Source organism: Tenacibaculum sp. AHE14PA, from assembly GCF_019278465.1.
GTDB classification, from domain to species: domain Bacteria; phylum Bacteroidota; class Bacteroidia; order Flavobacteriales; family Flavobacteriaceae; genus Polaribacter; species Polaribacter bernardetii.
In genome coordinates this window covers 2,675,171-2,690,335 of sequence record NZ_CP058983.1, presented here as the reverse complement: position 1 = coordinate 2,690,335, position 15,165 = coordinate 2,675,171, and the positions used below count along the sequence as shown (strand labels likewise).

At 29.5% G+C, this 15,165-nt stretch carries 15 protein-coding genes; 7 read left to right on the top strand and 8 right to left on the bottom strand.

The window, feature by feature from the left end; all coding sequences use genetic code 11:
- The first annotated feature begins 12 nt into the window (after positions 1–12).
- Entirely contained in the window at positions 13–1,926 is a 1,914-nt protein-coding gene (locus H0I30_RS12375) for a DUF3857 domain-containing protein (protein ID WP_218772168.1), read from the top strand.
- A 13-nt stretch (positions 1,927–1,939) separates the two neighbouring features.
- Positions 1,940–3,967 carry a DUF3857 domain-containing protein gene (locus H0I30_RS12370; RefSeq protein WP_218772167.1) on the top strand — a complete coding sequence of 676 codons (2,028 nt, stop codon included), beginning with the start codon at positions 1,940–1,942 and terminating at the stop codon, positions 3,965–3,967.
- A 55-nt stretch (positions 3,968–4,022) separates the two neighbouring features.
- Here H0I30_RS12370 and H0I30_RS12365 read toward each other — a convergent pair whose 3' ends face one another.
- Positions 4,023–4,481 (bottom strand): Lrp/AsnC family transcriptional regulator, encoded by a 459-nt coding sequence (locus H0I30_RS12365; protein ID WP_218772166.1) that lies wholly within the window; start codon positions 4,479–4,481, stop codon positions 4,023–4,025.
- A gap of 212 nt (positions 4,482–4,693) precedes the next feature.
- Here H0I30_RS12365 and H0I30_RS12360 point away from each other — a divergent pair, with 212 nt between their 5' ends.
- Entirely contained in the window at positions 4,694–5,332 is a 639-nt protein-coding gene (locus H0I30_RS12360; protein ID WP_218772165.1) for a MarC family protein, read from the top strand.
- On the opposite strand, the gene H0I30_RS12355 is transcribed toward H0I30_RS12360, so the two are convergent.
- Positions 5,329–6,351, bottom strand: a complete 1,023-nt coding sequence (locus tag H0I30_RS12355; RefSeq protein ID WP_218772164.1) for a metal-dependent hydrolase — start codon at positions 6,349–6,351, stop codon at positions 5,329–5,331. The genes H0I30_RS12360 and H0I30_RS12355 overlap by 4 nt on opposite strands.
- 80 nt (positions 6,352–6,431) lie before the next feature.
- On the opposite strand from H0I30_RS12355, the gene nhaC reads away from it, so the two are divergent.
- Positions 6,432–7,898: a Na+/H+ antiporter NhaC gene (gene nhaC / locus H0I30_RS12350; protein ID WP_218772163.1), complete on the top strand. Its 1,467-nt coding sequence runs from the start codon at positions 6,432–6,434 to the stop codon at positions 7,896–7,898.
- Between the two features lie 103 nt (positions 7,899–8,001).
- Positions 8,002–8,454, top strand: a complete 453-nt coding sequence (locus H0I30_RS12345) for a GNAT family N-acetyltransferase (RefSeq protein WP_218772162.1) — start codon at positions 8,002–8,004, stop codon at positions 8,452–8,454.
- On the opposite strand, the gene H0I30_RS12340 is transcribed toward H0I30_RS12345, so the two are convergent.
- Both H0I30_RS12340 and H0I30_RS12335 read right to left on the bottom strand, forming a co-directional pair.
- Complete coding sequence (locus tag H0I30_RS12340; RefSeq protein ID WP_218772161.1) at positions 8,405–8,659, bottom strand: hypothetical protein; 255 nt, start codon at positions 8,657–8,659, stop codon at positions 8,405–8,407. The two genes, H0I30_RS12345 and H0I30_RS12340, sit on opposite strands and share 50 nt — an antisense overlap.
- Before the next feature lie 280 nt (positions 8,660–8,939).
- Positions 8,940–10,904 (bottom strand): putative porin, encoded by a 1,965-nt coding sequence (locus H0I30_RS12335; RefSeq protein ID WP_218772160.1) that lies wholly within the window; start codon positions 10,902–10,904, stop codon positions 8,940–8,942.
- A 70-nt stretch (positions 10,905–10,974) separates the two neighbouring features.
- On the opposite strand from H0I30_RS12335, the gene H0I30_RS12330 reads away from it, so the two are divergent.
- Positions 10,975–11,574 (top strand): ribonuclease HII, encoded by a 600-nt coding sequence (locus H0I30_RS12330; RefSeq protein WP_218772159.1) that lies wholly within the window; start codon positions 10,975–10,977, stop codon positions 11,572–11,574.
- Between the two features lie 33 nt (positions 11,575–11,607).
- On the top strand, positions 11,608–12,657 hold the full coding sequence (locus tag H0I30_RS12325) for a nucleoid-associated protein (protein ID WP_218772158.1): 1,050 nt from the start codon (positions 11,608–11,610) through the stop codon (positions 12,655–12,657).
- A 94-nt stretch (positions 12,658–12,751) separates the two neighbouring features.
- Here H0I30_RS12325 and H0I30_RS12320 read toward each other — a convergent pair whose 3' ends face one another.
- From H0I30_RS12320 to H0I30_RS12305, 4 genes are all read right to left on the bottom strand, one after another.
- Positions 12,752–13,342 carry an alkylphosphonate utilization protein gene (locus H0I30_RS12320; protein ID WP_218772157.1) on the bottom strand — a complete coding sequence of 197 codons (591 nt, stop codon included), beginning with the start codon at positions 13,340–13,342 and terminating at the stop codon, positions 12,752–12,754.
- Positions 13,343–13,500: 158 nt separating this feature from the next.
- Entirely contained in the window at positions 13,501–14,031 is a 531-nt protein-coding gene (gene rimM, locus H0I30_RS12315) for a ribosome maturation factor RimM (protein ID WP_218773529.1), read from the bottom strand.
- Positions 14,032–14,051: 20 nt separating this feature from the next.
- Positions 14,052–14,561 (bottom strand): 30S ribosomal protein S16, encoded by a 510-nt coding sequence (locus H0I30_RS12310; RefSeq protein WP_218772156.1) that lies wholly within the window; start codon positions 14,559–14,561, stop codon positions 14,052–14,054.
- Between the two features lie 173 nt (positions 14,562–14,734).
- Positions 14,735–14,926 (bottom strand): cold-shock protein, encoded by a 192-nt coding sequence (locus H0I30_RS12305; RefSeq protein ID WP_218772155.1) that lies wholly within the window; start codon positions 14,924–14,926, stop codon positions 14,735–14,737.
- Between the last annotated feature and the right edge of the window lie 239 nt (positions 14,927–15,165).

The window sequence follows — 15,165 nt, the reverse complement described above, 5'->3', positions numbered from 1 at the left end:
AAAGTTGCTTCTATGAAAAAATTACCCCAAGCTATTTTATTAATAGCTTTCCTTTTGTGTGTGAATATATTTGCTCAGAAAAATGACAATCTATCTTCCCTTTTTATATCTAAAGAATTAACAGAAAATGCAAACGCAGTAATTAGACTTAATGATATTCTTGTTGATATTGTAGCCGTAGATGAAATGGTTATTACACAAAAAAGAATAGTTACTGTGTTAAATAAACTTGGTAAAACCCATATAGATGCTTACAAGTATTATAATGATGATACAAGGATAATAAAACTATCTGCAATTATATATGATGCTTTTGGTGATAAAATTAAAAAATATTCTAAAAATGATTTTAAAGATGTAAGTGCTATTAATGGTGGCACTTTGTATTCTGATTCTAGATTAAAATATCTAGAATACACCCCAACTTCTTATCCCTATACTGTTGTTTTAGAATCTAAATATAAAAATTCATCAACTGCATTTATTCCTCGTTGGTTCCCTATTGAGAATTATAATTTAAGTATTGAAAAAAGTATTTACACACTAAATAATCATGAAAAAATTCCTTTAAGAAAAAGAGAAAAAAAATTTAAAAATCTACCTATCAAAAGCTCTTTAAATGAAAGTAACTTAGTTTATTCCTTAACAAATCAAAAAGCAATAAAATACGAAGCGCATACCATTAACTTCGAACATTTTTCGCCTAATCTTTCTATTTCTCTAAACAAATTTAGTTTAAAAGGAGTTAAAGGAGAGGCTAAAGACTGGAAAGAATTTGGAAGTTGGATGCATAATAAATTGATTGCAAATCGAAATCATTTATCACCAGTTACGGTCGCTAAAGCAAAAAACTTAGTGAAAAATGCAAAAACACCTATTGAAAAAGCTAAAATCATTTATCAATATGTTCAAAACAAAACACGTTACATTAGTGTACAGGTTGACATAGGTGGTTGGCAACCAATAGCTGCAAATAAAGTTGATGCTGTGGGTTATGGCGATTGTAAAGGACTAACTAATTATACTAAAGCTCTTTTAGATGCTGTAGGTATTACCTCTTACCACACAATTGTTCATGCTGGTAACAAAAAAAATATAGATAAAGACTTTACCATTATTCAGGGTAACCACATGATATTAAACATTCCGAATGAAGGCAATGATATCTGGTTAGAATGCACGAGTCAAACCATTCCTTTTGGTTTTTTAGGCGATTTTACTGATGATAGAGATGTTTTAGTTATAACCCCTGAAGGAGGTATTATAAAAAGAACTCCTGCTTATACAAATACCGATAACCTTCAAAAAACTGAAGCTACTATTAATTTATTAGCCAACGGTAATATAACTGCAGCTTTGACCAGGGAAGCATATGGAACAGAGTATTATAATAAATATCAAATTGAAAATTATACACAAAAAGAACTCTATAAACATTATAAATCGAATGTTTGGGGCTACAATAACAACTTAACAATTGAAAATATCGTTCATAAAAATGATAAAGAAAAAATAGTATTTACAGAAAACTTAGCTCTAAAAATTGAAAAGTATGCATCACTAAGAGATAGTAGTTATTTACTAAAACTAAATGTGTTTAATAAATCTACTTTTATTCCTAAAAGATATCGAAAAAGACAACGAGAATTGTATATCGTAAGAGGATTTACAGATAAAGATGAATTTATATTTAAGACACCTGAAGAATATTCGATCGCGAATTTACCTTTAGATAAAAGTATTGAAAATAAATTTGGAACCTATAAAGTAACCTTTGAAAAAATTAGTGATACCTCTTTTAAATACAACAGAGAGTTTTCTTTAAAAGAAGGAAAACATCCTAAAGAGGATTATAAATTTTATCGAAAATTCAGAAAAACAGTTGCTAAATATGATAATATTAGAACTGAACTTACTAAACTATAATTATTATAAAAAAATGAAGAAACTATTACTATTTATTGCCGTAACATTTTCATTATTAACTACAGCCCAAGAAATAAAATTTGGAGAAGTTTTTAAAGAAGAATTAAAAGAAAAATTTCATCCTTTAGATTCTACTGCAGATGCAGCTTATTTATTAAAGAAAAGGAAAACTCACTTTATTTACGATAAATCTAGAGGTTTTTTGGTAGTAACTGAATATCACGAAAGAATAAAAATATATTCTACTAAAGGTTATGAATATGCTACAAAAAAAATGACGTATTACAAGCCTAAGTCTGGTGATCATGAAAAAATAAATTCAATTAAAGCTTATACTTTTAATCTTGAAAACGGAAAAATTCTTAAGCAAAAATTATCGAAAAAAAATATTTTCGATGATGAATTAAGTAAATATAGGTCTCAAAAAAAAATAACATTACCTAATATAAATAAAGGAAGTGTTTTGGATATAAAATATACTTTAACTTCACCGTATTGGGGTATAGAAAAAATAAATTTTCAATATGAAATCCCTGTGAAAAAGCTTGATTACCAAATAGAAATACCTGAATATTTCACTTTTAACTCTAAAGCAAAGGGGTATTATAATGTTCCTGTAAAACAAACGAATAAGCCTGGTCGAGCTAGTTGGACAACTCGAACGAGAACATCTTCAAATACTGGTCGCAAATTTGGATCTACAATCCAAAGTAATGTGAATAATAATCAAGTAAATTATACAATACATAGCTCTACATTTATTGATCAAAACATACCTGCTTTAAAAGGTAATGAGTCACATATTTACAATATAGCAAATTACAGAGGAGGAATTCAATATGAACTTTCAGGCACAAAATTCCCTCAATCGTTACATAAAAACTACTCAACTAACTGGGAAACTGTTTGTAAAACAATATATAAATCACCTTCTTTTGGTGGTGAACTTGAAAAAAACAATTATTATAATGATGAATTAACTAATTTAATTAGTATTGCAAAAAACGATTTAGACAAAACTTTTAAAATATTACAGTTCGTAAAAGCTAAGGTAAAATGGAATGGTTATTATGGTAAATACACGGATTTAGGTGTAAAAAAAGCATTTAAAGAAGGCGTAGGAAATACAGCAGATATAAACCTAATGCTAACCGCAATGCTACGTAGTGCAAATCTAAATGCAAACCCTGTATTGATAAGTAGTAAAAACAACGGAATTCCATTATTCCCAACAATAGAAGGCTTAAACTATGTCATTTCTAAAGTTAATTTCAATGACGGAAAGTTTATTTTACTAGATGCAACAGAAACATACTCTATGCCAAATACATTACCACATAGAGCTCTAAATTGGCTTGGTAGAGAAGTTTTTAAAGATGGAAGTTCAAAGGAAGTTAGTCTAACACCTCGTTATTTTTCGAAAGAAAATAATATATTACACATAAAAATCAATAATTTAGGAGAGGTTAATGGAATGATGAGAAAAACATTATCAGGTCATTCAGCAATGTATTTTAGGAAAAAAAATAGTCAGAAAAAAGAATCTGAAGTTAAAGCTTCTCTTGAAGAAAAGTACTCTATTGAAATTAACGATTATAAGTTGTTAAATGAAAAAAAATTACTTAAACCTGTAATTAGAAGTTTTAAGTTTACCAGTGAAGATTTTATTGAAAATATAAACGGTAAATTATATTTTCACCCGATGTTTTTCTTAGCTACAACTAATAATCCTTTTAAATCTAAAGAAAGAAATTTTCCTGTAGATTATATTATGCCTTGGCAAGATAATTTTTCTGTTTCAATTACAATACCTCAAACATATTCAATTGAATCTTATCCAGAAAATATAGCAATAGGTCTGCCAGATAATTTAGGAATATTTAAGTTTCAAATTACTATTCAACAAAACAAAATTAAACTTTCATCTATTATGCAAATTAATTCAAACATAATTACTCCTGAACATTATAACAGTTTACAACGCTTTTATAAAGATTTAGTAAGTAAACAAACCGAAAAAATCGTTTTAATTAAAAAATAAGAATTAATAGTAGAGTGATTTTATAAAAAAAAGAGCAATTAATTGCTCTTTTTTTTTATAAAATTATTGCTTTAGAGCTCTTAACTTTACCTATAGCAAAAGTACTATAAGTACTCTCTATATGTTTTAATGCGGTTAATTTATTAACCATAAAATCGCGATATTCGTTCATATCTTTTACATATATTTTTAAGATATAATCGTAATTACCACTCACGTGAAAACACTCAGTTACTTCTTCTAATTTGGTGATTTCCTTTTCAAAAACAATAATATTTTCTTTTGCATGCTTCTCTAACTTTAAGTGACAGAACGCTAAAAACGATTTCTCGATTTTTTCTTTATCTACTATTGCTACGTATTGTGTAATTACCCCTTCTCTTTCTAACTTTTTTATGCGTTCATAAACAGCCGTAACCGACAAACCTAAGAACAAAGACAGCTGTTTTGTAGTCTGTTTACTGTCTTTTTGAAGTAAAACTAAAAGTTTTTTATCTATTGCGTCTAATTTCATCTGAATAATATATTGGTATTTTAAAGAATAACTATATAAATTTAATTTTAAAAACTAATATAACCATATTTTATAGTAAAATAATCTATAATTCAACTTTTATCTTTCTTTAAAAACAAAAAAACGAGTGTTTTGCAATTTAAATAACATGTTATGAATTTTAAAATGATAAAGCTCATAACCTAAAGAAAATTTACACACTATTTTTAATTATGAATGAAGTAATCGCTTTTGGTATTTTATCATTTACGTCTTTTTTTACGTTGATAAATCCTTTTGGAACCATGCCTATTTTTATGACTATGACTGCTGATTTAGATCAGAGCCATAGAACAAAAACTGCTCAAAAAGCAGCTGTTGTTAGTTTTATAACAATTGTGATTTTTGCCTTTTCGGGTCAGGTTTTATTTAACTTTTTTGGTATTTCAGTAAATAGTTTTAGAGTTGTTGGTGGTGTAATTTTCTTTTTAATGGGAATGGATATGCTACAAGCTCGTTTAGGAAAAGTGAAATTAAAAGAGTCTGAAATAAAAACCTATGTAGATGATATTTCTGTAACACCCCTTGCTATACCTATGATTTGTGGTCCTGGGGCATTAACAAATGCAATTGTGATGATGGAAGATGCTCATACTTTTGAAATGAAAATAGCGTTAATCTTCGCTGCTTTTACTGTTATTTTACTAACCTATTTTATATTATACAGTTCTTCTAAAATCATTAAAATACTTGGTCAAACAGGTATTAATGTAATGATGCGTTTAATGGGATTAATTGTTATGGTTATTGCTGTAGAATTTTTCTTTAGCGGATTAAAACCAATATTATTAGATATTTTTAGAGCGCTTTAAATTCCCTTAAATCGTTTTAAAAACTCGTTTAAGTCTTTTTTAGAAGGTGGATTTCCTGAAAACGGAACCATATCCCAGCGATTTCCATCTTTTTTTAATTCAAACTTAAATACTGATGTTGTAAAGTCTTTAGGATTTAATAACGGATAGCGTAAATCTAAATATTGTACGTTTTCTGAAGAATCTATTGGCACTAAATTGTAATAACCATTACTAAACCAAGTTAGGGTTTTTATATCTGGATGATTTACATCTAACAATTTTCTGTTTTTAGGAATCGTTAGCATTGTGTCTACTTTTACTTTGGTGTCTAATAAAGAATAGAATCCTATTTTATAATTCTTCTCTGTTTCTGCAACTCCGTACCACAAAACATTATTAAATATTGTTGGTTGTGTAGAAAATCTGCTATAAGAAATACCTGCTTCATCAAATGATTTTTTAAACACCCTATTTATATAAATCTTATTCCCTAAAGTAAATAACATATAAGCCGAACTAATATAAACACCTGTTTTTACCCAGGCTGCTCTTCTTGTTCTTTTTCGATTATAAAACATCGCAACAACTAAACATATTAAAAACGGCAATGTGTATAAAGGATCTACCACCGAAATATTATTAAATGCAACTCTATAATCAGAAAAAGGTAAAAACAATTGTGTACCGTAAGGTGTAAAACTATCTAAAAGAGGATGCGTGAAAATTGCTAAAAAATAAAGCCAAATCCAATTTTTTAATGTCGTTGTCTCGCTACGTTTACCTTTATTGTATAATTTAAAAGTGATCCATCCGAAGAGAAAAGAACTAAACACAGCAAATAAAATGGAATGCATAAACCCTCGGTGAAAAGCCATCGCATCAATTTCATTACTATACAACCATCCGCCAATAAACACATCTAAATCGGGGATTGTACCACCAATGGCTCCGAATAACAATGCTTTATTTCCAATCTTTTTACCAAGCACTAATTCGCCACAAGCAGCACCTAAAACAATTTGAGTTAATGAATCCATAAAAGCAAATGTAGTAAACGAATTCTACTTGTATAATTCTATACAAAATCGTAACATTACAAACCGAAAAAAAAGATACAATGCAAGACGATAAAAACTTATCTGAAATTAATATAGATAGCCAAAAAATTATTGATAATAAAGAATTAAATATTTGGGAAGCTTTAATTCCTGTAATCATTTTAATGAGTTTATTGGCGTATAATATTTTTTATGCAGACGGCGCTTGGTTAGGAGATTATTCTAATCAATATATTTTATTAATAGGAGGCTTAGTTGCTGCTGGTGTTGGGTTTTACAATAAAGTATCACTTAAAAAAATGGTTTCTGAAGTTTTAGAAAACTGGAAAAGTGTTTTCGTTCCTATTATGATTTTGTTTTTAGTTGGAGCTTTAGCAGGAACTTGGTTGGTAAGTGGAATTATACCTGCCATGGTATATTACGGATTACAAGTATTAAGTCCTGAAATATTTTTACCTGCATCGGTAATAATTGCAGCAATTATATCGGTAGCTACAGGAAGTTCTTGGACCACCTCAGCAACGGTAGGTATTGCATTGGTAGGAATTGGTAGTGCATTAGGAATTCCGACAGGAATGATTGCTGGTGCTGTAATTTCTGGAGCTTATTTTGGCGATAAAATGTCGCCTCTTTCTGACACTACAAATTTAGCTCCTGCTATGGCTGGCACCGATTTATTTACACATATTAAATATATGGCATATACCACAGTGCCAACAATTACAATTACACTTATTGTTTTTGCTATATTAAGTGCAACAATTGATACTACAGGAAGTACAGATATAAGTAATTTATTAGCGAGTATTAAAAATACGTTTCATATTTCACCGGTATTATTTATTGTTCCAGCAGTAGTTATTGCCATGATTTTATTAAAAACAAAACCATTAGTTGCCTTAGGTACTGGAGTTGTTTTAGCTGCTGTTTTTGCTTTTATTTTTCAAGGTGATGTGTTAGATGCTTTATCTGAATCTAGATATCAATCCGTTTTAAATGCTGTTATAACAGATACTCAAGTACAAACGGATAATGAAAAGTTAACCGAATTATTTAGCGCAGGTGGTGTTGTTGGAATGCTATGGACCATCTTATTGATTATATGTGCTATGGTTTTTGGTGGAGTTATGGATGCTATTGGTGCCTTAGCAAAACTTACAAAAGAATTATTAGCAATAGCAACTTCTGTATTCGGATTATTTGCAAGTACCGTTATTAGCTGTTTAGGGTTAAATATTATTGCTTCAGATCAATATTTAGCGATAGTAATTCCTGGTAAAATGTTTAAACAAGCTTATGAAGACAAAGGTTTAGCGCCTGAGAATTTAAGTAGAACCTTAGAAGATTCAGGAACCGTAACTTCGGTATTAATTCCGTGGAACACCTGTGGTGCTTACCAAGCTGGTGTTTTAGGTGTTGGTGTTGGCGAGTATGCTTTATACGCCATATTTAATTACTTAAGTCCGTTTATGACGTTGTTGTTTGCTGCTTTTAGAATTAAAATCAGACAAATCGCTAAAAAATAAATACGTTATTACGAAGAATTTTTATTCCGAAGTAATCTTACAATCAAAAAACTATATTTTATAGATTCCGTCACTTTGTTCAGAATGACGGAATTTTTTTTATATGATACAAAAAGCCACCATAAACGATAGGAATTTATTAACCAATATTGCTTTAACCTCTAAAGCGCATTGGGGCTATTCTAACGAATTAATAGAAAGTTGGCGAAGTGATTTAACTGTTACATCTAAAATGATTGAAGATGTATTTGTTTATAAATTTCTTCAAAAGGATAAAATTGCAGGCTTTTACATTTTAAACCAACCCATAGAAAATAAAATTGAACTAGAAATGCTGTTTATTCTTCCTGAATTTATTGGAAAAGGAATTGGTAAAAATTTATTATTACACGCTTTTACAAAAGCGCGTAACCTAAAAGTAAACAAACTAACTTTATTAGCCGATCCAAATGCGGTGGACTTTTATAAAAGTCAAGGCTTTGTTATAATTGACAAAAAGGAGAGTTCTATTCCGAATCGGTTTTTACCAATAATGCAGAAAGATTTAATAGCATAGATACTGTTAAAAGCAACCAAGGTAATCCGTGTAATAAAACATCAAACCAATCCTTAAATTGCATTGCTTGTTCACCTGAAAAAGCATTTCCTCCTAAAATCCATTTTAGTTTACCAACAATATGTGGCGGATTAAAAGGAGCCAATCCTAAGGTTAAACTAGCTATTAAAAATAGTTTCCAATTATTTTTTAATTGATTTTTCATTTTTTAGATATTATATGATATTTATAAATAGCGAAAAGAAAAATCAAAAATGAATGGAGCGTTATTAACAATAATATCTTAAAATAAAATCCAAATTCTATTTTATCACTTTCTCTAAAATAAATTAATAGTGTGTAAAAAAATAGAATTACGATATTACATGAAATAAAAGAGAATAACTCTTTCCATCTTGCCAGAAAAAAAATACTCAAAAAACTGAATGTTAATGAGAGTATAAGAAAAATCAAAATAAACAACATACGTAATAGTTCTTATTTAATTATATAAACCAATTCCAAACAATTCCAAAACGGATTACAAAATCTCTGTATGGGTTGTTAGAATCAGATAAATAATTCTTTTTTAAGAAAAAAGAACTCACATTGTCTGCCTTAAAGTAAATACGTGTTCTACGCACTCTTGCGTTAAAAAACACATCAACCGTAGGATAACCTATTTCAGTATCATTTTGCAGCCTGAATTCAGCTAATAACGGATTATAAGTATTGGCTTTGTATTCTGAAAAATAATTTAACGTAGTTCCTATTTGCACATATAAAGGATCTCCTTTAAACCAACTATCAGAATAATACAAGGTATTTCTTGTTACAATTTCCGGAACTCTAAATACATCATTACCATTTGCTACTTTTTGATACATTACTGTGTTATCCAAAGCAAATTTTCCGAAAGTAAATTCTTTGGCTACTTTTGCTTTTAAATAATTAACACTCCCCGAAAATTGTTGCGGAGAACTTGTTTCATCAAAATAAGTGTAATTATCAATATTTGTAATATCTACAGATGCATTTCCCCATTTAGATTCAAACACACCGCCTAATGTTCTTGTTCCTACAGCAGCAAAATCGTTTTCCCAATTATAGTCGTTATAACTACTTTGGTGCAGTAAAAAGTTAAAGTTTGGTAATTTGTTACTTATTTCTAAATGCGCTTTTATCGTAAATAAACTATCCTTTTTATAAAAGGCTTCAGCTTTTAAATCGTTTCCAGAAAGTCTTGCGCTACCTGGTGTTAAATTACCAGAGGCATTTATATAAAAGTTTTTTATTTTTCCGTTCCAATTTGCACCAAAAGAAACTGCTTTTCCTATTAACTTATTCTTAGTAATTCCAACTAAATTATTCTGTAGGTTTTCATACCCATAACTATACGAGGTATATCCTGTTTTTACGCGGAACTTCCCCAATATATATTTAGAATTAAAATCTAAAAAAACTTCATTATTGTAAAGTAAATAACTGGCTTTATCATTTATGCTTCCTGATGTGTTTGCGTCACCAAAATAAGATGGTGTTGCAGTTGACTGGTTGAAACGATAGTATTTAGAATCTCTTGTAAAAGAATGTCCTATTTTTAAATTCGAAAAATCATTTTCATGTAAGCTATCTTTTGCTGATAGTAGCTTAAAGGTATGTTCAAAATACAAACGTTTTCCTTCTAGTGTATTTTCGGCATCATTTAAATTCACATCTAATCTACCTCTATTGCCACTAAAGTTAGGATCGTCGTTTAAGAAAGCCTCTAAAGAAGTAGCTGTTAAACCTCCGTTTTCTTGATTAAAAAAATCTTGATTAACTGCCTGACCTTTTATAGCATATTGTCCTTTAGGAGTTTCATATTTAAAACTCATTCTAAAATTACCTGAACTTGATAATGCGCGCCTGTAAGCACCTAACGAACGAATACCTTTGTAGGACAAGCCTACATTAAATCGTTTTGAAAAATTTGTGGTAAATAAAATATCTAAAACTTGCCCTTGCTCTAATCCTGTTCTATATAAAACTTCGGTTGTTGGTGTTGGCACATGGTAATAATCTACATCTTCTTTTTCGAAATAATTAAACTGTTTTGCTCGAAAACCAATATCAGGGAACTGAGAAATACCTTTAAAATTATATCCTAAATTATTAAATGTTTGTCCTTGGTTATGAAAGGGTAATAACTCGAAATTATCCTTTCTTAAAAAATTAAACTTATAATGCTTTTTTAACGTTAACGTAGTATCTACAATTGTAGTATCGTTTTTAAAAGAGATTATCTTATAATCGGTATACTTTGTTTTACCGCTAAGTTTTACGTTAACCTCTCCTTCATATATAGAATCATTGCTCTGATTAAAACCACCTCTATTCCCTACATTTAAACCTCTCGGAAGGTCTCTTTTCTGAGAATACATTTGAGCGCTTAACACTAATAAAATAATGATTATAAAAAATTTCTTCATAATGACAAAAGTAAAATAATTAAACGACAAAAATTGTGAATAATTTCTTTGAAAACTGTTAATTTGTAATATGTTGAAATTAAATTATAGCGGACATATTTTAGAGGCAGGAACAGATGAAGCTGGTAGAGGTTGCCTATCTGGGCCTGTGGTTGCAGCAGCCGTTATTTTACCTGAAAATTTTCATCATGAATTACTGAATGATTCTAAGCAAGTTTCAGAAAAAAAGCGTCGTGAATTACGCCCCTATATCGAAGAACATGCCTTAGCCTTTGGCGTTGCTTTTGTAGATCATAAAGAAGTAGATGAGATAAATGTTTTACAAGCATCTATAACTGGTATGCAACGCTCTATAGAACAACTTTCTCCACAACCTGCATTTATTATTGTTGATGGTAATAAATTTAAACCTTATAAAGAAATTCCGCACGAAACAATTGTAAAAGGTGATGCTAAATTTATGAGTATTGCAGCAGCATCTGTATTAGCAAAAACATATAGAGATGAATATATGGAAAAAATTCATCAAGAATATCCGCAATATAATTGGCGAAAAAATAAAGGCTACCCAACAAAAGAACATCGAAACGCAATTCGTGAATTTGGTGCAACTCCTTATCACAGAATGACTTTTAAATTACTTCCCGAACAATTTAAATTAAAACTTTAGTTTCTCTATTTTTGTCTTCCAATATTTTAGAAGATGATTAAAAGAACGCGTGCAGAAATTAGCAAATGTATTATTCATAAAGTTGCTAATAAATACAATAGTGGCCAAAATGCTTTTTCAGAAAGCTTAGTTCGTTTCGATGAGGAAAGCTACGAATTATTGATGCCTTTTTTATTAAAAAACTTTGGTACAGTAACACAAAGTTATCGTTTTAACCATCATGCTGATGTTCGTTTAAACGAAATTAACAAATACACTTCTGATATTTTTGAAGATGAAAACACGTTCATAGAGCATTCTAAAAACATTGTAAATCACTTATACGAACAATCAAATTCTGCCAATATAAAAACAGGTGATGTTTTGGTGGTTTATTTCGAAGGCATCGAATATAAAGACATCTTAACTGAAGCTGTTGGTGTTTTTAAAATTGAAAGCAAAGTAGATTTTTTACAAACATATTTAGATGATGATAGTTTTGATGTGGTTGTTCAGAAAGGAATTTCAACTAAAAAATTAGACAAAGGATGTTTAATCATAAATTCTTCGGATACTGAAGGAACCGTAATTTTATCCGTAGACAACAATAATTATGATGCGCAATATTGGATTAAAAATTTCTTAAATGCAAAATTTGCAGATGATCGTAATTTACATACTCAGAATTATTTAGAAATGTGTAAAGATTTTTCTGAAGAAATTATAAAACCTGAATTCGGAAAACATGAACAAAGCAATTTCTTAGCCAATACGGTTGATTATTTTAAAGAGCATGAAAACGTAGATTATCATGGTTTTAAAGAAGAAATTTTTGAAGACGAGAAACATAAAGGTATGTTTGAAGACTACAAAAAACATTTTGAAGGTTTGAATGATGTTTTAATTCGTAATAATTTTGAAGTTTCGGATGCGGTATTAAAAAAAGAAAAAAGTAAGTTTAAAACAGAATTTAAACTCGATACAAATATTCTAATTAAAATTGATGTAGACGCACCTGATGCTTCTTCAGAATATCTAGAACAAGGTTATGATGAAGAGAAAAAAATGAAATATTATAAAGTATTTTACAATACTGAAAAATAAGAATTAAAAAAGGGAACGTTTAAAACGTTCCCTTTTTTATTACCTATTTTTTAATGCTATTCTAAACTTGCTTCAGAATCTCATCGTTCGATTCTTACTCCTTCTCAGCCATTTTCTTAACGTAATCGGTAATAATAACGATTTGAGTTGGCCCTACTTTACCTTCAATATAATTTGCGTTTTCATGATCTAAAGAAATTCTACGAACAGCAGTACCTTGTTTGGCAACTATACTAGAACCTTTTACTTTTAAATCTTTAATTAATACTACAGAATCTCCTGCTTGTAAAATTACTCCGTTTGCATCTCTGTGAATTATTTTTTCACTTTCATCTAAATGATCTCCACTTTCTTTAGCATAACGTAAATCATCATCTTCTAAATACAACATATCTAACAAATCCTGAGGCCAACCTTCTTTACGAAGTCTAGATAACATTCTCCAAGCAATAACCTTTACGGCTCTAAACTCACTCCACATACTATCATTTAAACAACGCCAATGATTTGCTTCTGTTTTTTCAGCATCTTCAATTTGCTCAACACAAGTATCACAAGCTAATAAGCTACCATCAACACCACCAATAGCCATTGGTTTAACTTCATAAATTGATAAATTATCTTTTGAAGCGCATAACTCACATTGATTTCCACTTCTATCTTGTAATTCTTCTAATAAACTCATTTTTTTACTCTATAAATTAATGTCTGTAAAAATACATTTTTATTTTTCTTCAAGCTTTTATAATAGTTAAAAAGTAATTTTATCCTTCAGTAAAACAAAAAAAGCCTAGAAGATTAAATTTTCTAGGCTTTTTTTAATATTTTTCTTAAAAGAAAAGGTTAATCTTCTAAATACAATTCGATTAATCCTTTTGGCGTTTCTACTTCAATTGTTTTATTCTCTCGATCTACTTTTTTAATAAAGTCGTCAATCATAGGTATAAAAATCTCGGTATCACCGTTTTCAATTTCAAAAAGAGGTTGCGCTGCTTTATCATTTATATATGCTAATGTACCTACCTCTCCGTAATTTTTATCAATAATCGTAAAACCTATAACTTCATGGTAATAAAATTTATTTCCAGTAAGTTTTGGCAGTAAATTTAAAGGCAAATAAATTCCTGCTCGCATAATAGCATCAGCATCTTGCTCGGTATCTACATCTTCAAATTTTACACGAAACATAGTGCTTTTACTTAACGAAGATTTTTCAATAAAAAAAGGAACCAGATTATTGCCTAAATCGACAAAAACTGATTCCAAATTTTCGTAAAGATCGGGTTCATCAGTGTCTAACTTAATAACCACTTCACCCTTAAAACTATGTTTTTTAACGATTTTGCCAAGATAAAAACACTCTTCTTTTTGCATCATCATTATAGTACAGTTTTTTATTCTTCGCTATCTGCTCCGTTATCTGCAGCTACTTCTTCACTATCCGCAACAGGTGCAGCAGGTGTATTAGCAGCAATACGTGCAGCGTTTACAGCTTTTTCAGCTTCTAAAGCTTTTGCTTTTGCATCAGCATCAGCCTTTGCTAAACCATCAACTTTACCAGCTACTAAACCAGTTTTTTCCTCTAACCAAGCTGCAAATTTAGCATCTGCTTGTTCTTGTGTTAAAGCTCCTTTTTTAACTCCACCAGCTAAATGATTCTTTAATAAAACACCTTTATAAGATAAAATGTTTCTTGCAGTATCCGTTGGTTGAGCACCTTTTTGTAACCATTCTACAGCTGTATCAACATCTAAGTCAATTACTGCTGGGTTCGTGTTAGGGTTGTACGTTCCGATTTTTTCTAAATAACGACCATCTCTTTTTGATCTTGAATCAGCAGCTACTACCCAGTAAAAAGGTTTTCCTTTTTTACCGTGTCTTTGTAATCTAATTTTTACAGGCATAATTTTTAATTTTTAAGGTACGCGACCTTGATTATTAACAAATCTTATCATCTCGTGATAAGTGTGCGCAAATGTATAGCTTTTTTTTTATTAAAAATTAAAAACGTAACATTATTGCAATAAAAAAGAGCCTGAAAAACAAGCTCTTAAGAAAATTTTGGTGAGTTTAGGTATTATAATACTCTAACGTCAACTGCGTTTAAACCTTTTTTTCCTTCTTTAAGATCATACTCTACTGTATCTCCTTCTCTAATCTCATCGATTAAACCTGATACATGTACAAAATACTCTGTGTTTGATCCTGACTCAGTAATAAATCCAAAACCTTTAGATTCATTAAAGAACTTTACTGTTCCTTCTTTCATTGTAAAAAAATATTATATTTAATAAAGTGCAAAGATACTTCTATAATTCGATTCTTAATTAATTTTATATCAATAAAACTAAAACTTAACATCTACGTAACAATAGATTATGTGTATTTATTGACTATAAAACTCAATATCACGTTACAAACTCGTTAATAACTTCTACTAAAAACAACACAAATTCTTCGTATTTTTACACTTTACTTATACCTAAACGCTTCAATAAAACACTCTAG